15 protein-coding genes are annotated in these 17,532 nt (G+C 64.8%); 6 read left to right on the top strand and 9 right to left on the bottom strand.

Annotated features, from left to right (window positions below; all coding sequences use genetic code 11):
- The first annotated feature begins 141 nt into the window (after positions 1 to 141).
- Entirely contained in the window at positions 142 to 654 is a 513-nt protein-coding gene (locus tag LB519_RS06140) for a hypothetical protein (protein WP_224619046.1), read from the top strand.
- 515 nt (positions 655 to 1,169) lie between these two features.
- Here the strand turns inward: LB519_RS06140 and LB519_RS06135 are convergent.
- From LB519_RS06135 to LB519_RS06095, 9 genes are all read right to left on the bottom strand, one after another.
- Positions 1,170 to 2,810 carry an ABC transporter substrate-binding protein gene (locus tag LB519_RS06135; protein WP_224619045.1) on the bottom strand — a complete coding sequence of 547 codons (1,641 nt, stop codon included), beginning with the start codon at positions 2,808 to 2,810 and terminating at the stop codon, positions 1,170 to 1,172.
- 427 nt (positions 2,811 to 3,237) lie between these two features.
- Positions 3,238 to 4,182: an alpha/beta hydrolase gene (locus LB519_RS06130; RefSeq protein ID WP_224619034.1), complete on the bottom strand. Its 945-nt coding sequence runs from the start codon at positions 4,180 to 4,182 to the stop codon at positions 3,238 to 3,240.
- Positions 4,179 to 4,859 carry an isochorismatase family protein gene (locus tag LB519_RS06125; RefSeq protein ID WP_224619032.1) on the bottom strand — a complete coding sequence of 227 codons (681 nt, stop codon included), beginning with the start codon at positions 4,857 to 4,859 and terminating at the stop codon, positions 4,179 to 4,181. Before LB519_RS06125 ends, LB519_RS06130 begins: the two co-directional genes overlap by 4 nt.
- A 103-nt stretch (positions 4,860 to 4,962) precedes the next feature.
- Positions 4,963 to 6,267, bottom strand: coding sequence for a M24 family metallopeptidase (locus LB519_RS06120; RefSeq protein WP_127385197.1), 1,305 nt, complete (start codon positions 6,265 to 6,267; stop codon positions 4,963 to 4,965).
- A gap of 321 nt (positions 6,268 to 6,588) precedes the next feature.
- The gene (locus LB519_RS06115; protein WP_224619030.1) at positions 6,589 to 7,557 is read right to left on the bottom strand and encodes a GlxA family transcriptional regulator; all 969 of its coding nucleotides are present in this window, start codon (positions 7,555 to 7,557) and stop codon (positions 6,589 to 6,591) included.
- Positions 7,558 to 7,893: 336 nt separating this feature from the next.
- Entirely contained in the window at positions 7,894 to 9,075 is a 1,182-nt protein-coding gene (locus tag LB519_RS06110; RefSeq protein ID WP_224619029.1) for a trans-sulfuration enzyme family protein, read from the bottom strand.
- Positions 9,072 to 10,511 carry a pyridoxal-phosphate dependent enzyme gene (locus LB519_RS06105; RefSeq protein ID WP_063173432.1) on the bottom strand — a complete coding sequence of 480 codons (1,440 nt, stop codon included), beginning with the start codon at positions 10,509 to 10,511 and terminating at the stop codon, positions 9,072 to 9,074. The genes LB519_RS06110 and LB519_RS06105 overlap by 4 nt, the downstream gene beginning before the upstream one ends.
- Before the next feature lie 291 nt (positions 10,512 to 10,802).
- Entirely contained in the window at positions 10,803 to 12,137 is a 1,335-nt protein-coding gene (locus tag LB519_RS06100) for an FAD/NAD(P)-binding protein (RefSeq protein ID WP_013528704.1), read from the bottom strand.
- A 31-nt stretch (positions 12,138 to 12,168) separates the two neighbouring features.
- Positions 12,169 to 12,639, bottom strand: a complete 471-nt coding sequence (locus LB519_RS06095) for an RrF2 family transcriptional regulator (protein WP_013528705.1) — start codon at positions 12,637 to 12,639, stop codon at positions 12,169 to 12,171.
- Between the two features lie 643 nt (positions 12,640 to 13,282).
- Between LB519_RS06095 and tauA the strand changes: the two genes are divergently transcribed.
- The 5 genes from tauA (at position 13,283) to LB519_RS06070 (ending at position 17,517) form a co-directional block, all read left to right on the top strand.
- Positions 13,283 to 14,296: a taurine ABC transporter substrate-binding protein gene (tauA, locus tag LB519_RS06090; protein ID WP_024502228.1), complete on the top strand. Its 1,014-nt coding sequence runs from the start codon at positions 13,283 to 13,285 to the stop codon at positions 14,294 to 14,296.
- Positions 14,297 to 14,455: 159 nt separating this feature from the next.
- Entirely contained in the window at positions 14,456 to 15,247 is a 792-nt protein-coding gene (locus LB519_RS06085) for a taurine ABC transporter ATP-binding protein (RefSeq protein ID WP_224619026.1), read from the top strand.
- Positions 15,244 to 16,104, top strand: coding sequence for an ABC transporter permease subunit (locus tag LB519_RS06080; protein WP_127366862.1), 861 nt, complete (start codon positions 15,244 to 15,246; stop codon positions 16,102 to 16,104). The genes LB519_RS06085 and LB519_RS06080 overlap by 4 nt, the downstream gene beginning before the upstream one ends.
- Before the next feature lie 31 nt (positions 16,105 to 16,135).
- On the top strand, positions 16,136 to 16,321 hold the full coding sequence (locus LB519_RS06075; RefSeq protein WP_013528709.1) for a hypothetical protein: 186 nt from the start codon (positions 16,136 to 16,138) through the stop codon (positions 16,319 to 16,321).
- 242 nt (positions 16,322 to 16,563) lie between these two features.
- Positions 16,564 to 17,517, top strand: a complete 954-nt coding sequence (locus LB519_RS06070; RefSeq protein ID WP_224619025.1) for a sulfonate ABC transporter substrate-binding protein — start codon at positions 16,564 to 16,566, stop codon at positions 17,515 to 17,517.
- The last annotated feature ends 15 nt before the right edge of the window (positions 17,518 to 17,532 follow it).

Below are 17,532 nucleotides of genomic sequence, written 5' to 3'. Positions count from 1 at the left end.
GCCAGATACGATCGTGATATTCAGCTTGGCAAAGTAATGCTTTCTTCCACATCAATCCGCCAGAAAATGGCACGCGGCGCGGGACCGCTCTTTGAATGCCCGGCACGGGAGCGTCTTTCTTGCAGCTTGGAGAGACACCACATGCGCACCACATCGGACACCGTCGCCGCGATCGCCCTCGCCATCGGCGGTGCCTTCGGCCTTGCCGGCACCTTCGTCGCCAGCGCGCCGCTGCGCGAAACACTCTGGACGATCGACGGCGCGGCACTGGTGTTCGCCACCGCGCTGCTGACCATGAAATACCAGCGGCTCGGCAATGACTGCGTAGCTGCCGGGTTCCTAACCTTCCTCGCCGGCGAGACCCTGCTGCTGGCCGGCAATGCGGCGGGGCTGGAGGCCAGCGTGCCCTCCTATGTCGGCGGCATCTCGCTGTGGGCGGCGGCACTGGTCATGGTCAGCGCGCCGAAGACTTTCGCCCTGTGGATGCGGCTCACCGCGCTCGTGGCCGCCGTGCTGTTTGTCGTCTCGGCTTGCATGATCCTCTGGGGCGCGCCCTTGCTGCCGACCTCGGCGCCGCTGCCCGCCGCCGGCTATCCGTTCCTGGTGCTGACCTTTGTTGGCTGGATCTGGGCGCTGCTGAGGGCGGAGCGGTGAGCTTTTGTCCGCTTCCGTACCAAACGTCCGGCCTGGTTGATCGGGCATCAGCGGGGCGGTAAAAACTCCGGGCGGCGGACCCTTATCAGGTCGCCAATGGCCGGCGCGGGCTCAGGCAACTGCCTCACCGGCATTCGCGCCGGCCATTTTCCACCCGCAGATGATCGCAGCGATCCACCGGCCAGCGCCGCACTTGAAGGGGCGCTGACGCTTCTGACCTTCTCCCCTTGTGGGAGAAGGTGGATCGGCGCGCAGCGCCGAGACGGATGAGGGGTGCGTGACGGAGTGAGGCGGTGAAGGTTCTGCTCTGGTTCAGGGCGTTTACTGTTGGCGTATCGCCAAGCTGGAACACCCCTCATCCGTCTTGCCGCTGCGCGGCAATCCACCTTCTCCCACAAGGGGAGAAGGTTAGAAATGCCGGCGCATCACCGTCGCCCGGCCCTTCGCAGGCTCAGAGCGTTCGAGGCTCGTAAAGCCAAGCAATTGGCTTTACGTCCGCTAGCGCGGACCGCCTCTCAACTCTCAATCCACACCTTCTCGAAATGCTGCTCCAGCGCCTGGTGCTGTTCGCAACCCTCCACGCCCTTGCGATAGGTCCGGTAGACCGAGCGCCAGTAGGGTTGGATGATGATGCCTGAATCGCGCAGATTCTGCTCGATCTTGCCCATGATCTCCTTGCGCGCCTTGGCGTCGGGTGTCGCCAGTGCCTTGTCGAGCAGCGTGTCGAACTCGGGATTGGCATAGGCGCTTTCGTTCCAGGCGGCGCCGGATTTATACGCCAGCGCCAGCACCTGGACGCCGAGCGGGCGGCCGAGCCATTCGGTGCAGGAGAAGGGGTATTTGCTCCAGTCGTTCCAGAAGGTGGCGGCCGGCAGCACGGTGCGCTTGATCTTCAGGCCGGCCTCGCGCATCTGCGCGCCGATGGCGTCGCCGGTGCTCTTTTGCCATTCGACATCGACGGAGATGAGCTCGAACTCGTGGTCTGATTTGCCGGCCTCGGCCAACAGCTTCTTCGACTGCTCGACGTCACGCTTCGCCGGGCCGATATCGGCATATTCGGGGTGCATGGGGCCGACATGATGGTTGTCGGCGGGCTTGCCGCGGCCGCCGAGGCCGAGCGCCAGCACGGCGGCATTGTCGACGGCGAGCTGGGCGGCGCGGCGCACCTTGACGTCGTCATAGGGAGCGTTGGCGACATTGAAGCGGGCGACGATGGTCGAACCGGTGGCGATCTCGGAATTCATCAGCCCCATCGTCTCGGTCTGCGAGACGGCATCGGAAGCGGTCTCGTGGTCGGTGTCGATCTCGCCGGATTCGAAGGCCGAGAGCATGGCGTTGGGGTCGGAGCCGTAGTCGACCCATTTGATGCCGTCGAGATGGAATTCGCCCTTCCACCAGGGCTTTTCCTTGCGCTTCACCTCCGCACCCGTCTCGGCATCCCAGCTGACCAGCTCGCAGGGGCCGGTGGTGATGGCAAGCGCCTTCAGGGGATCGCCGTCGCCCTCATAGGAGCGGTGCATGATCAGCGCCGGATAATCGGCCATGCCGGCGATCAGCGAGATGTCGGGCTTCGGCAGGTTCAGCTTGATGGTGAAGTCGTCGACCTTTTCGATGCCGCCATCGACGACCTTCTTGGTTTCGGCGTTGACCAGCGCGCCCATGCGCGCGGCGACCGAATTGCCGGGCACCGAGGCATCGCACCAGCGGGTGAGGTTGTGAATGACATCGTCGGCGTTGAAGGCATCGCCGTTCGACCAGGAAATGCCCTTGCGCACATGCAGGGTCAGCGTCCTGGCGTCGTCGCTCGCCTCCCAGCTTTCGAGCAGCCAGGGCTCGAAGGAGAAGTCGGTGTTCCAGCGCACCAGATATTCGTTGCAGTGGCGGGCGACATTCGACATCTCGACGCCGTCGAAGGTGCGCGGGTCCTTGAAACCCTTGACGTTCATGGCGACGCGCAGGACGCCGCCCTTCTTGGGTTCCGCCGCGCGAGCAGGGATGGCGCCAAGTCCGCCCAGCGCCAGCGCCCCGGCGGCGCTGACGCCGAGCCCGGCCATCAGCGCCAGATATTCGCGGCGGTTGATGCCGCCGGCCTTGAAATCGTCGGCCACGGGTTTGGCTTGCGGGTGGAGTTTGCGGTCGGTCAGCATGAATTTCATCGTCGTTCCCCTGTTGTTGATGCATGCCGCCCAAAAGTGCCCAGCGGTTTTGGGACAATGGCATGCACAGAAAAATCGCCCCGGCCGATCGACAGGCGCGGGGGCGGACGCGACCGCCGGGGCGCCGTTGCCTGAGGGGGAATGATAGAGCGGGGTGACGCCGCGGAGTGTTCGCTTTTCCGCAGTGATTGTGCGGGGTTCCGCGGGGTAGGCTTGGGTTCCTCGCCCCACGAAAGTGGGAGAGGTGGCTCGGCGAAGCCGAGACGGAGAGGGGACCGCTCTACGAAGCCCCCTCACCCAGCCTCCGCTTCGCTCGGCTGACCTCTCCCCGAGCGGAGAGGAGACTTGCAGCGCCGGCGCTTCCCTCTTCTCCCCAGCGGGGAGAAGGTGGCCGCGAAGCGGCCGGATGAGGGGGCCTTCGCCACGTTCAATACGGCCACTCGCCCCTGCCCAGCGCGCCAACCGCGCCGACAATCCGCGCAAACGCTTCCGCGGCTGCCGGCACCGTGGTGCGGGCACGCAGGAAGCTGTGCACCAGCCTCGGCTCTTCGTGCCACCACGCCTTGCCGCCGGCGGCCACAACGCGGTCGCGATAGGTCTCGCCATCCGACGACAGCGGGTCGCATTCGGCGGTGACGATCACCGTCGGCGGCAGGCCGGTGAAATCCTTGTCGCGCAGCGGCGCAAAAGTCGGATCGTCCAGCGATTGGCGCCTGGCCGAGCGGACGTCGCGGTAGAAGGCGACGTCGGCCACCGACAGCAGCGGCGCGTCGGCGTGTTCGATGTAGGAGCCGGCGCGCTCGTCGCCGCCGAGCTCGGGGTAGATCAGCACCTGGCCAATGGCAGCGCTGGCGTGCCGGCGCGTCGCCTGCGCCACCGCCGCGGCCAGATTGCCGCCGGCGCTTTCGCCGCACAGCACCAGCGGCAGGCCTGATCTCGCCGCTGCCCATTCGAAGGCGGCCACCGCATCGTCGAAGGCGGCGGGGTGCAGATGCTCCGGCGCCAGCCGGTAATCGACCGACAGCACGTCGAAACCTGTGCCTGCGCAGAGCTCGGCGCAGATGTCGTCATGGCTTTCGAGCCCGCCGAGGATGAAGCCGCCGCCGTGGTAGTAGATCACCATCGCCTGGGCGTTGCCCTCGAGCCGGTAGCGCCGGACCGGGATGTCGCGGCCGGCGGCGGCGATCAGCCCGTCGCTGGCTTTGACGCCAGCCGGGCGGCCCTGGTGGAAAGCCCGGCTCATCCTGTCGTAGACGGCGCGCTGCTTGTCGATCGGCAGGCCGATGATTTCGGGCGAATACCAGGCGTTGACGGCGTCGATATAGGCCCAAAGGGCCGGGTCGAGCCGTGTTTCGTAAGAGCCGCGCGTCATAGATCGGCGTAGAGCGCGGCCGCGTTGTCGAAGCTGAAACGCAGCGGCACCGAGCCCTCGACCTGCCAGACGGTGACGGTTTCGCCGGCCAGCAGCCGGCAGGCGCCGTCGGTGTCGGTGACGGCGCCGCCATAGAGCCGGTTGGCGAGGTTGAGGATACCGGTCTGGTGCATGGCCGCGCTGCCGCTGCCGCAGGCATCCTTGACCAGCAGCACGCGAAAGCCTTTTGCCACCGCATCCTTGACCGACGCGTCGATGCAGGCCTCGGTCCAGACGCCTGCGACAACCAGCCATTCGATGCCTGAAGACTTGATGTCGCGCGCCGCCGGCCCCGAACGGAAGGCACTGGCCTCGGCCTTGATCAGCAGCGCCTCGCCCTTGGCCGGCGCCACCTCACGGCAGATTTCGGTCAGCGGATCGCTCTTGTCGGAGAAGGCCGACTTGCCGTCCTCGCCGAGCGGATGAAACGGGCGGTCCTGGCTGTCGAGATCGACGATGTAGGCCCAGTGGTAGAGCGGCACATGGTTCTGCCGCGCCGCCGCCTGCAGGCGCTGGACGTTGGCGAGGATCGTGGGAAAGCCCTCGACGAGGTAGCGCGGGTCCTGCCGGTGCTCTTCCTGCAGGTCGATGAAGATCGCGGCCACCGTGCCGGGTTTGAGGGAGATGGGCGTTTTCATGCGGCGCCTGCGTGATGCATGGGCGAGGCAGTCAAAGACCCTTCCGTATGCCGGCGGGACAGAGGGGGGCGCCAGGCAACGAGGCGCTCATTGGTTGCCCGTATCAAACCTGCGTCTCCAGAAACTCGTCCTCATAAGGAAAGCGCGACAGCAACTCCGTGCCCGTCTCGGTGATCAGGATCTCGTCCTCCAGCTTGACGCCCTCGCGGCCGCCCTTTTCGCCGATATAGCTTTCGACGCTCACCACCATGCCTGGCACGATATGGCCGTCGCGGCCATAGGTCTCGTAATCCATGGCATGCGCGATGAACGGCGTTTCGCCATGCATGCCGACGCCGTGCATGACCGAGGTGTAGCGCTGGTCGACAAAACGGTCGGGGATCTTCCACGCCTGCTCGGCGATCTCGCGGAAGGCCATGCCGGGCTTGACGATCGAAATGTTGTGCTGAACCTGATCGTGCGCCATGCGGTAGAGCGACTTCTGGTAGGGCGTCGGCTTGCCTGGCCCGCAGCGGAAGGTGCGCGAGAAATCCGAATAATAGCCGTAGCAGCCGATGGTGTCGGTATCGAGCGCCAAGAGTTCGCCGGGGCGGATCTTGCGGCCGCTGGCCTCGTTGAACCAGGGGTTGGTGCGCTGGCCTGATGTCAGCAGCCGCGTCTCGATGAACTCGCCGCCCTGGCGGATGACCTCGCCATACATGATGGCGAACAGGTCGTTTTCGGAAACGCCGGGCTTGATCGCCTCGCGCACCGCATAGACGGCGGCCTCAGCGCCGGCCATCGACACCTGCAGGCATTTGACCTCTTCCGGCGTCTTCACCGCGCGCACCGCCAGGATTTCGCCCTGGCAATCCCTGACCTCACAGCCGCGCTTTTCCAGCGCCAGCGCCTGCAGATGGCTGCAGCGGTCGAGGCCGAGCTTCATCGAGCCGCCGCCATGCTTTTTCAAAAGCTCGGCGATCTCGTCGGCGAACGGACCTGCGGTCTCGTCGTCGCGGCCCGAGACCGACGACCAGACCAACTTGGAAGGCCGCGCCTCGTCGATCGTGTCGAGTACCATGGAGACATGATAGCTCTGCGGGTATTCGAACAGCACGATCGGCCCGTCGGTCGGGATAAAGAAATAGCGGGTCGAGTTGCGCAGGAAATAGCCGAACATGTTGCGCGAGCCGGTGGCGTAGCGCTGGTTGTACGGATCGAACAGCACCACGCCGCCATAGCCGGCCTCGCGCATCCAGCCGCGCAGCTTGGCCAGCCGGCCTTTGCGCAAGGCGTCGGCATCGATGAAGGACGGTTCGGTGTCCGACAGCCACATGCCGCCGGCCGGATCGGCCGCCGCGGGGTGGCGCATGCGGTCCTTGAAGTCCACGTCCTCGGTGCTGTCGGGGTCGAAAACGACGATGCTCATGGGCTCGGCCTTGGCTGGGTTGCGAGGTCGGAGCATGGCGCAAGAGGGGCGGGAGGATTGTGCGGAAAACCGCAGCTGTTGTGCGGGATGCCGCTGGCTAATCGGTTGCGTCGCGATCCTTCGCGCCCCCCTCTGCCCTGCCCGGCATCTCCCCCTCAAGGGGGAGATTGGCATTTTCGATGCCGCCGTTCTTTTCTTCAACATCTGAGATTGGCGAAAGCAGAGATGCAGTCCGATCTCCCCCCTTGAGGGGGAGATGTCCGGCAGGACAGAGGGGGGCGCTGTCCCGCCAACATCTCACCGCGTCAGCGAGCGCCAAGCCTAATGCCGTCGCGCCAGCTTCGGCGGATGGCCATGCTCCTCGCGAAACGCCCGGGCAAAACTCGACATCGAGGCAAACCCACACGCCAGCGCCACGTCGCGCACGGCGAGCGTCGAATGCGCCAAAAGATCGGCGGCGCGTTTGAGCCTCAGGCGCCGGTAATAGCCATTGGGCGAGATGGCGAGTTCGGAGCGGAAGGAGCGCTCGAGCTTGTCTGAGGACACGCCGAGCTTCGCGGTCAGCTCGGCCATGCCGAGCCGCTCCTCGACCGCGTCCTCCATGATGGCGATGGCCGACAGCACCAGCTCGTTCTGGACCCCGGTGCGCAGGCGCAGCGGCATCATCTTGCGGTCGATGCTGGAGCGCAGCTGGCTGTGCACGAACCATTCGGCGACGCCGGCGGCAAGCTCGGCGCCGTAGTCGCGGGTGATGATCTCCAGCATCATGTCGAGGCTGCCGACACCGCCGGCCGAGGTGAAGCGCTTGCGGTCGATAACATAGAGGTCGCGCCTGAGCTCGATGTTGGGGAAGGCTTCGGTGAAGGCGGCCTGGCTGGTCCAGTGCAAGGTGCAGGCATGGCCGTCGAGCAGGCCGGCGCGCGCCAGGAAGAACGCGGCATCCGCCACCGCACCGATATGGGCGCCATTGCGCAGGCTCTTGCGGATCCAGTGTGCAGCGTCCTCGGCGACGAGGTGATCGGCATCGCCGCCCGAGCAGACGACGATGCGGTCGACCTTCGGCGCATGCTCGGCGTAAAAGCCCGGCTGGATGACGACGCCGTTCGACGCCTCGACCGCACCTTTCGTGCCGCCGACGATGATCCAGCGATAGCATTGCCGTTTCGCCAGGACATTGGCGGCGCGCAGCGGCTCGATGACCGAGCTGAACGCCATCATCGGAAAACCTGGGAACACCAGCACGGCGAAAGTGAGGGGTTCAGTGGGCTTGGGTGGTTCGCGCGTGGCCATGGGGCGCTACATTTCGGGCAGATGGGGTTCGGGGTCAATTGGCCGGTCCATCATCATGAGACGTCCGCGCGCCGCCCCTTGCCCTTCCTCTCCCTCGTCGATCGGGGGAGAGGTGTCGAGCGAAGCTCGACGGAGTGGGGGTCGACCCTCGCCGCGCGCCCTGAGGTCTCTTGCTCGTCAGATTGTGCCTGTCTTGCGGCGACTGCGCGTCTGCGAACGCCTTCCCCCACTCCGTCTCGGCTTCGCCGAGCCACCTCTCTCCCCTCCGGAGGGAAAGGAAAGGAGCCAAGGCAGGGCGATGAGGGGCAACGCTGAAGTTGCAAGTTGATTAAGCTTCTAACCCGCCAGCGCCTGCTCCAGATCCGCAATCAGATCATCGCCATCCTCGATCCCCGCCGACAACCTTACCAGCGAATCCGATATGCCGATCTCGGCCCGTTTCTCCGCCGGTATGGAGCCATGCGTCATCAGCGCCGGGTGTTCGATCAGGCTCTCCACACCGCCGAGGCTTTCGGCGAGCGTGAACAATTGCGTGCGTTCGAGGAACTTTTTGGTGCCGGCTAGGTCGCGGTCGAGCACGGCTGTGATCATGCCGCCGAAGGCATGCATCTGCTGGACGGCGACGGCGTGCTGCGGGTGGCTGGCGAGGCCGGGATAGATGACGCGGCGGACGTCGCGGCGCGCTTCCAGCCATTGCGCGATCTTCAGCCCGTTGGCGGAATGGCGCTCCATCCTGAGCGCCAAGGTCTTGAGGCCGCGCAGCGCCAGAAAACTGTCGAACGGGCCCGAAATGGCGCCGATGGCGTTCTGCAGGAATTTCAGCTGGGCGGCCAGATCCTTGTTATCGCCGACCACGGCGACGCCGCCGACCATATCGGAATGGCCGTTGAGATATTTGGTCGTCGAATGCACGACGATATCGATGCCAAGCTCCAGCGGCCGCTGGATATAGGGGCTGCAGAAGGTGTTGTCGGCGACCGTGAGAATCCCCTTGCGCCTGGCAAGTGCGGCGACGCCTTCGAGGTCGACCATGCGCAGCAGCGGGTTGGTGGGGGTTTCGACCCACAGCATTTTCGTCTCGGGCCGGATCGCGGCCTCCACGGCGGCGAGGTCGGTGAAGTCGACGAACGAGACCCGCAGATCGGCCGAGCGCTTGCGCACCCGCTCCATCAGCCGGAAGGAACCGCCATAGATGTCGTCGGTGGCGACGATATGCGCACCGGAATCGAGCAGCTCCAGCACGGTGGCGATCGCCGCCAGCCCTGACGCGAAGGCGAACGCGGCCGAGCCGCTTTCGAGGTCGGCCACCGCGCGCTCGAAAGCAAAGCGCGTCGGGTTCTGGCTGCGGGCATATTCAAAGCCCTTGTGCACGCCGGGCGATTGCTGGCCATAGGTCGAGGTGGCGTAGATCGGCACCATCACCGCGCCGGTCAGCGGGTCGTGGCTCTGGCCGCCATGGATGGTGCGCGTCGAGAAAGCCAGACGGTTTTTCCCGGCTGGCGGAGTATTGCTGGTCATCGTGCGCGCCTCAGATGGTTGATCAGATCGATGCGGGTAATCAGGCCGACGAATTCGTCGCCGTCGAAGATGATGGCGACCTCGTTGCGGTCGAACACCGGCAGCAGCGCGTCCAGCGTCTGGCTGGCCTGCAGCGTGTGCAGGTTGGAGGTCATGGCCGTGCGCACCGGGCCGTTGAAGCGCTCCCAGCGGCCGTCATAAGGGCCGTCGACCTTGGCCAGGATGTCGCTTTCGTCAACGATGCCGACGAGCTTGCCATTGTCGAGCACCGGCAGCTGCGAGACATCGGAGCGGCGCATGCGGCCATAGGCATTGAGCAGGCTTTCGTCCGGGCCGACATAGACGGTGTCGCCGGTGCGGTGCGAGCGCATCACCAGGTCGCGCAGATCGCCATGCTGCTCGTGCTCGGCCAGCCCCTGCTCGGCCAGCCAGAAATCGTCGAACACTTTCGACAGGTACTTGTTGCCACTGTCGCAGACGAAGGTGACGACGCGTTTGGGCACCGTCTGCTCGCGGCAATAGCGCAGCGCCGCCGACAGCAGCGTGCCCGAGGATGAGCCGGCAAGGATACCTTCCTTGGACAAGAGGTCGCGCACCGCCAGCATGCTCTGCTTGTCGGGGATCGAATAGGCCTTCTTGACCAGCGACAGATCGGCATTGGGCGGCACGAAATCCTCGCCGATGCCTTCCACGGTCCAGCTGCCGGCCTCTTCCATCTTGCCAGTCTTGATCAGCGGCGCCAGCACCGAGCCGACCGGATCGGCCAGCACCATTTCGGTCTTCGGCGACACTTTTGCGAAGTAGCGGCCAAGCCCGGTCAGCGTGCCGCCCGAGCCGACGCCGACCACCACGGCATCCACGTTACCGTCGAGCTGCGAAAAGATCTCCGGGCCGGTGGTGGATTCATGCGCCAGCGGATTGGCCGGGTTGGCGAACTGGTTGGCATAGAAGGCGCCGGGCGTTTCCGCCGCGATCTTCTCGGCCATGTCCTGGTAATATTCGGCATGGCCCTTGCCGACATCGGAGCGCGTCATGCGCACTTCGGCGCCGAGCGCGCGCAGGTGCTGGATCTTTTCGCGCGACATCTTGTCGGGCACCACCAGCACGATGCGATAGCCCTTGGGGATGCCGACCTGGGCAAGGCCAAGCCCGGTGTTGCCGGCCGTCGCCTCGACGATGGTGCCGCCGCGCTTGAGCTTGCCCTGCTTTTCAGCCGCGGCGATCATCGACAGCGCGATGCGGTCCTTGATCGAGCCGCCGGGGTTCTGGCTTTCGAGCTTGATGAACAACCGGCATTTGCCGGTGTCGAATTTGGTCAGCTCGACCACCGGCGTCTGGCCGATCAGGTCGAGCACCGACTTGTAGGGCGGACGCAGGCGGGACAATTCGGCTTCCGAGGGGGCACTGTCCAGTGCGGCGATCTCATGCTCGCTCATATCGATGCTCCATGACCAAGCGACCGCCTCTGGGCAGGGCGGCAGCGTAGCCTCTTTTCCAGCCCTTTGCAGTCGGAAAGAAGATAGATCGTGCCAATCAACCGGCCAGATGCGGAATGAAATTCCGGTTTGTGCCTCAAGGGCTTGGAGGGTGTGTTGAGATTCAGGTCAGACCGAGCCGAAAATGGCAGATTCCGAGAACCGGAGCAGAGCGTACTTTTGGGTACGTGAGCACCGGAAGCCACAGGAAGCCGCATTTGCAGGCCGGCATCACCTGAATATCGACACAGCCTAGCCGAGCAGCTGCTTGCTCAGCCTTGCACACTGCACGCGGATATCGGGGATGGCGTCGATCTCGAAGAAGGTGCCGCGCGTCAGCGGGCCGACGGCGAGGATCTTGGCCGAAACGGTTCCGTCGCCGGCGATGATCTCGCATTTGGTCGATACGTCGAGGCCGATGCGCAGCGGATCCGGCCTTGCCAGGCCGCGGTCGACCAGCGAGCGCACGACGCTGTTCGACGACGTCGAGATGTCCCTCACGATGCCAGAGCAATCGTAGATGCGGGCGACCTCGAAGGTCTCGAGACGCTGCGTGTGACGCGACTGGACCTGGACGGTGAATTCGCCGTTGCGCGCAATGTCGACGACGCGGCCGGCGACCAGGCGGATGCGGCCGGATTGCACGGCCTCGGTGACACGGGCGTAGACCTCGGGCGCCATGCGATGGCGGTGGATGTCCCACCAGGCCTTGGTGTGCTCGACGAAGCGGCGTTTGGCGGAAGCCGGCCAGTTCTGCCAGATCTTCTGGTTGAACGGCCGCAGCCCGTCGACGACGTCACGCCAGTCGATGCCGGCCTTCTGGTTTTCCTTGATCAGGTCGCGGAACCAGCCGACGAAATAGGAGAGCTGCGTGCCGAGCGGAATGTCGGCGACGTCGAGCTTGATCGGATTGCCCTTGCGATGCGGCGAGGGCAGCAGGCCGCGCCTGGACACAGCTATGATGTCGCCGCGATGGCCGCGTTGCTCCAGCGCCAGGAAAGCATCGACCATGCTGAGGCCGGTGCCCAGCACCATGACGCCGGCGCCGGGCGGAAGTGCTGTGTCGGCTTCCGATCCCATCCTGATGGCATGGCCTTGCGCCGGCTCCTCGTCGTGGCCGGTGGCCAGCACGGCGAGATGCGCAACCACGCTGGTGCCGTTGGCCAGCGCCACTTCGACGCCGGAGGCGGTGGGCGTGATCGAGAGGCTTTCCTCGCGGATCAGCCGAAGCCGACCGCTCTGCTTTTCCCGCGCTTCCAGATCGACCAGCAACTCGCCGAGATAGCGGGCATAGATGCTGCGTGGCGCATAGAAGGGCGCCTCCTCAGCCGTTGCCAGGCCGCGTTCCTGAAGCCAGCGCCAGAAATTGCCGGGATCGTCGGCATAGGCGCTCATGCCGGCGGCGCTGACATTCAGTACATGCGCCGACAGCAGCGTCGAATAGGCGATGCCCTGGCCGAAATGCGGGCGCCTTTCGATCAGCGTGACGCGCAGGTCGGGATTGGGCGACTTCAGGAGATGCGCGGCCAGCACGACGCCGCTGGCGCCGCCACCGACAATGATGATGGAGTTGGCGCGCCCGGTCATAGGCATGCCTTCGCTCTGCGCAGCGCCAGTGTCAGGCCTGGACCTTCACCGCGACCGGCAGATCGCCGATGCCGACCGACAGGTCGTCGAGAGAGATATCGCGCATTTCGGCGAGGCTGCGCTGATCGAGCACCTCGGCGATCGCCTGCCGGACCTCGAGCATCAGATGTCGGACTTGGCATGTCGCCTCGTTGCAATCTTCACAGCGCTGGTACTGGGTGCGGCTGGCGCAAGGGATCGGCGCCAGCGGACCGTCGAGGACGCGCACGACATGGCCGACCTTGATCTCGTCGGCGGGGCGCGCCAGGCGATAGCCGCCATCCTTGCCCTTGCGGCTCTGGACGAAGCCGGCATTGCGCAACTCGCCCAGGATGGCGTCGAGAAATTTCTTCGGGATGTTGTTGCCGGTGGCGACGTCGTTGACGAAGGCGAGCTGCCCGGCCGGCAATCGCGCGAGGTGGACAAGCGCCTTGAGGCCGTACTTACCTTTTTTGGTGAGCATGAGATCAAATTTTCTCTGGCATGCGACGGCATGGAACCATCGGTTGCAAAACGCCTGGCGTGCGTTGCCGCCGCGTCCAAGCCCGCATGACACATAAATTCTAGTGACATGATGTACAAGCCGAGAACTGCTGATTTTGCTTCGTTTTCAAGCCGCGCGGGCCATTTTGACTAGCCTTTGTGCCCACAGGGACACAAAAGCGCACGAGTTTGGGGGCGCGATCATCGCGATATGGTGACTGCTCATCGTCGCCTCCAGTCTCAATGTCGATAAGATTACTATACTTACCCTCGAACACGCGGAATGGGTTGTCAAATCGGCGGTTGTTTGAGGCATGAATTTGCCTGGAAGAGGCCGGAAGCGGGAATTCTAGTTCGCGGTGGGCGTAGGCGGAGCCATCACCGCAGTTCAGGAGGTTAAAGGTCGGTGGGACAGAGGGGGGCGCTGGCCCGCCGGCGTCGAAAGGCCTGCCCTGTGGCGACACTCTGCCCCACCGCAACCACCCTATCCGCCTCACCACCTCACCATCGACAGCTTTTTTCTAACAAGCCCGCCTTGGTTGGAAGGATTTAACTCTACAAGAACCATAGAATTAGATGACTATTATGAAGCATTCCGGTTTTTCTCTTTTCAGGAGCCCTTCATGTCCACCATTTCGCGACGCATTCTTCTGCTCTCGTCGGCGGCACTTGCCGGTGCGGCCTTCCTCGGCCCAGCCCTGGCCAACGACCTCAAGATCACCATCGGCTACCAGACGGTGGTCGAACCCTCGAAAGTGCCGCAGGCCGACGGCGCCTATGAAAAGGCGACGAAGGCCACCATTGATTGGCGCAAATTCGATTCCGGCGCCGATGTCATCGCCGCGGTCGCTTCCGGTTCGGTCGATATCGGCTATGTCGGCTCGAGCCCGCTGGCGGCGGCGGCGAGCCGCGAGTTGCCGATCCAGACCATCTTCATCGTCGGCCTGATCGGCGAATCCGAGGCGCTGGTGGCACGCAACGGCGCCGGCATCGAGAAAATCGCCGATCTCGCCGGCAAGAAGGTCGCCGTGCCGTTCGTCTCGACGACGCATTACAGCCTGCTCGCAGCACTGAAGCATGAGGGCGTCGATCCGAAGTCGGTCGAGATCCTCAATCTCCGGCCTCCGGAAATCGCCGCCGCCTTCTCGCGCGGCGACATCGACGCCGCTTATGTCTGGGATCCGGCGCTCGGCCAGATCAAGACGACGGGCAAGGTGGTGGTGGATTCCTCGCAGGTCGCCGCCTGGGGCGCGCCGACCTTCGACGCCTGGATCGTGCGCACCGACTTCGCCGAAAAGAACCCGGAAGCGGTGCGCGACTTCGTCAAGGTGACGGGCGCGGCATATGCCGAGTTCCTCGCCAAGCCCGAAGCCTGGTCGGTATCGTCGCCGCAGGCGGCCGCGATCGCCAAACTCACCGGCGCCAAGCTGGAAGAAGTGCCGCAGCTGCTCAAGGGCTATGTCTTCCCGACGCTGGAAGAGCAGGCCTCCGACAAATTCCTCGGCGGCGGCACGGTCAAGGCGGTCGAAGCGACATCCACCTTCCTCAAGGAGCAAGGCAAGATCGACGCCGTGCTTCCCGACTATTCGAAATACGTATCGTCGAAATACGTCACCGAGGCGCTCGCCTCGAACTAGTACTCGCTTAACGCAATTCCGGACGGAAAACCGCTTCACGCTTTTCCTGGAATTGCTCTGAACGCGCGCGGATCTTTTTCCCTAACGCCGCGTGCTGACTGCCCCGGAACCGCTGACGAGGGCCGGGGCAGTCGGATTTCAACGAACCGCGAGGCATCCATGCCGCATCTCGTGCTCGACCCGCATCTCGTACTGGACAAGGTCTCGATCCACTATGACGGCCAGGCAGCGCCTGCCGTCGAGCGGGTGTCGATCGATGTCGCCAAGGGCGATTTCGTCGTGCTGGTGGGCCGTTCCGGCTGCGGCAAGACCTCGCTGCTCAACGTCGCCGCCAGCCTTGTCGCGCCGGCGCGCGGTACGGCTTCCATCAACGGCAAGCCGATCACAGCACCTGGCTCGGACCGGGCGGTGGTGTTCCAGAACGATGCTTTGTTCCCATGGCTGACGGCGCGCGAAAACGTTGCCTTCGCGCTCAGGCTGCGCGGTGTCGCTCCGGCCGAGCGGGCGCGGCGCGCCGATGAGCTGCTGGCGCTGGTGAAGCTCGCCGATGCCGGCGACAAGCGCATCTGGGAGCTTTCCGGCGGTATGCGCCAGCGTGTCGGCCTGGCCCGGGCGCTCGCCGCCGAACCCGAATTCCTGCTGCTCGACGAACCGCTCGGCGCGCTCGATGCGCTGACGCGCGAGCGCATGCAGACGACGCTGCTCGATCTGTGGACGGCAAGCGATGTCGGCGTGCTGATGGTGACGCATGGCATCGAGGAGGCGCTGGTGCTGGCCACCCGCATCGTCGTGCTGGCGCCTGGTCCGGGCCGCGTGGTGCAAACTTTCGAACCCGGTTTCTCCAGGCGCTACGCATCGGGCGAGGCCATCCGCACCATCAAGGCCGACCCGGCCTTCGCCGCGGCGCGCGGCGAACTAACCGACGCGATCTTCGAAGGAGAGGCGGCATGACCGTTACCTCCTACACCGAGCGGCCGGGACACAAGGTCGACGAGACCGACGGCCTGTCGGTGCCGTGGTCGCGGTCCAGCCCGAAACGCAAAGGCGTTTCCGCGCGCGCGGTCAGCGTGGTGACCATCCTGGTGGTGCTGGCGCTGTGGGCGCTGTCGGCCCGCCTGCAACTGGTGTCGCCAGTGTTCCTGCCCTCGCCGGTTGCGGTGTGGAACAAGTTCATCACCGTCGCCCGCGACGGCTTCGTCGATGCGACGCTGCTGCAGCATGCCGTCGCCAGCCTGGGCCGGGTTTTCGCCGCGCTGATCGCCGCCATCCTCGTCGGCGTGCCGGTTGGGCTCGCCATCGGCATCAGCACGATCGGGCGCGGCATCTTCGATCCGCTGCTTGAGTTCCTGCGGCCGATCCCGCCGCTCGCCTACCTGCCGCTGGTCGTCATCTGGTTCGGCATCGGCGAACCGTCGAAGATCCTGGTGATCACTATTTCCATGCTGGCGCCGGTGGCATTGTCGACCGCGTCCGGCGTTCGCGGCGTTTCGCAGGAACGCATCAATGCGGCGCGCTCACTGGGTGCTACTCAGCGCCAAGTGGTCCGCCATGTCATCCTGCCGAGCGCGCTGCCGGCGATCCTGACCGGCCTGCGCATCGCGCTCGGCGCCGGCTGGTCGACGCTGGTCGCCGCCGAACTGGTGGCGGCGACGCGCGGGCTTGGTTTCATGATCCAGTCGGCCGCCCAGTTCCTCGTCACCGACGTGGTGGTGATGGGCATATTGGTGATCGCGGCCATTGCCTTCGTGCTGGAATTCACCCTCCGCAGGATCGAGCGCGTGCTCGTCCCGTGGGCGGGACGCGAATGATTGGGAACCAGAAGAGCAGGAGAGAATGCCGATGACCCATTCCACCGCCGTGCTGTTCGCCCAGGCCGGCAATTGGCTTCTCGCCTGGACCAGGGAAAGCCAGCCGCTTGAACAGCAACCGAAATCGCCAACGCCGGTCCGCTGGGACGCCGAGCGCGACCGCCTGCCGCCACGCGACGAGAGTTTTTACTGGGCCTGGCAGTACTGGTCGCAGTGAGGGGATTGGCGATTGGCACTAGCCCCCGCGTCTTCGTCATCCTAGGGCGGAGCAAGGAGCGAAGCGACGCAGCGCAGACCCCAGGATGGCGAATTCCAGGTAGCCAAAGAAGATAATTCCCATTCTCCCCTCTAACTCGCAAAATCATTCCTCTACTAAATTTATAGAATTACCTAGCCTCATCCATCTTCCAACCGGCGAGGCCATTTCCGGCGCCGATCCGCAGCGAAGGAGAGGGATCAATGTTCAATCTAACGAGACGTGTTTTCGGCATCGGCCTGCTGGCGGCGACGGTTGCCGTGTCGTTCGGCGCCACGGCGCAGGAGCTGAAGCAGTTCAGCATCGGCTATCAGAAGACCGGCCTGCCGGTGATCGCCAGGCAGCAGCAGGTGATCGAGAAGGCACTTGAAGACAAGGGCGTGACGGTCAAGTGGGTCGAGTTCACCGCCGGTCCGCCGCTGGTCGAGGCGCTCAATGTCGGCGCCATCGATGTCGGCTGGACCGGCGACGCGCCGCCGATCTTCGGCCAGTCGGCCGGTGCCAACATCGCCTATGCCGCAGCGCTGCCGTCGAATGGCGAGGGCGAGGCGATCTTCGTCAAGCCGGCGTCGCCGATCCAGTCGGTCGCCGATCTCAAGGGCAAGCGCGTCGGTGTCGGCAAGGGCACCAGCGCGCACAATCTGCTCGTCGCCGCGCTGGAGAAGGCCGGCATCCCGTTCGACCAGATCACGCCGGTCTATCTCAGCCCGGCGGATGCGGCCGCAGCCTTTGCCAGCGACCAGATCGATGCCTGGACCGTCTGGGATCCGTTCTTCGCCATCGCCGAAACCCGCTACCAGCCGCGTGTGCTGGCCCGCTCCAGCGAGGTGCTGAAGGTCAACACCTATTTCCTCGCCAACAAGGACTTCGCCAAGGCGCATCCCGAAACCGTCACCACAACGATATCAGCCTTGGGCGAGGCGGCGAAATGGGCCGACCAGAACCGCGACAAGGTGGCCGCGGCGCTGCATGAGGTGACCGGCGTGCCGCTCGACGCGCAGATCATCGCCGCCAACCGCACCAAATTCGGCGTCTTCCCGATCACCGACGAGATCATCGCCGGCCAGCAGGCGACCGCAGACCGCTTCTTCAAGCTCGGGCTGATCCCGAACGCGGTCCGCATCTCCGACGCGGTGTGGACGGCACCCGGCAACTGACTTGTCCCCTGACGG

This window comes from Mesorhizobium sp. AD1-1 (assembly GCF_020164655.1).
GTDB classification, from domain to species: Bacteria; Pseudomonadota; Alphaproteobacteria; order Rhizobiales; family Rhizobiaceae; genus Mesorhizobium; species Mesorhizobium ciceri.
This window is presented reverse-complemented; position numbering and strand designations above follow the sequence as displayed.

Coding starts and splice junctions, on each gene's coding strand:
- LB519_RS06140 (WP_224619046.1), top strand. CDS start 142: ATGCGCACCACATCGGACACCGTCGCCGCGATCGCCCTCGCCATCGGC.
- LB519_RS06135 (WP_224619045.1), bottom strand. CDS start 2,810: ATGAAATTCATGCTGACCGACCGCAAACTCCACCCGCAAGCCAAACCC.
- LB519_RS06130 (WP_224619034.1), bottom strand. CDS start 4,182: ATGACGCGCGGCTCTTACGAAACACGGCTCGACCCGGCCCTTTGGGCC.
- LB519_RS06125 (WP_224619032.1), bottom strand. CDS start 4,859: ATGAAAACGCCCATCTCCCTCAAACCCGGCACGGTGGCCGCGATCTTC.
- LB519_RS06120 (WP_127385197.1), bottom strand. CDS start 6,267: ATGAGCATCGTCGTTTTCGACCCCGACAGCACCGAGGACGTGGACTTC.
- LB519_RS06115 (WP_224619030.1), bottom strand. CDS start 7,557: ATGGCCACGCGCGAACCACCCAAGCCCACTGAACCCCTCACTTTCGCC.
- LB519_RS06110 (WP_224619029.1), bottom strand. CDS start 9,075: ATGACCAGCAATACTCCGCCAGCCGGGAAAAACCGTCTGGCTTTCTCG.
- LB519_RS06105 (WP_063173432.1), bottom strand. CDS start 10,511: ATGAGCGAGCATGAGATCGCCGCACTGGACAGTGCCCCCTCGGAAGCC.
- LB519_RS06100 (WP_013528704.1), bottom strand. CDS start 12,137: ATGACCGGGCGCGCCAACTCCATCATCATTGTCGGTGGCGGCGCCAGC.
- LB519_RS06095 (WP_013528705.1), bottom strand. CDS start 12,639: ATGCTCACCAAAAAAGGTAAGTACGGCCTCAAGGCGCTTGTCCACCTC.
- tauA (WP_024502228.1), top strand. CDS start 13,283: ATGTCCACCATTTCGCGACGCATTCTTCTGCTCTCGTCGGCGGCACTT.
- LB519_RS06085 (WP_224619026.1), top strand. CDS start 14,456: ATGCCGCATCTCGTGCTCGACCCGCATCTCGTACTGGACAAGGTCTCG.
- LB519_RS06080 (WP_127366862.1), top strand. CDS start 15,244: ATGACCGTTACCTCCTACACCGAGCGGCCGGGACACAAGGTCGACGAG.
- LB519_RS06075 (WP_013528709.1), top strand. CDS start 16,136: ATGACCCATTCCACCGCCGTGCTGTTCGCCCAGGCCGGCAATTGGCTT.
- LB519_RS06070 (WP_224619025.1), top strand. CDS start 16,564: ATGTTCAATCTAACGAGACGTGTTTTCGGCATCGGCCTGCTGGCGGCG.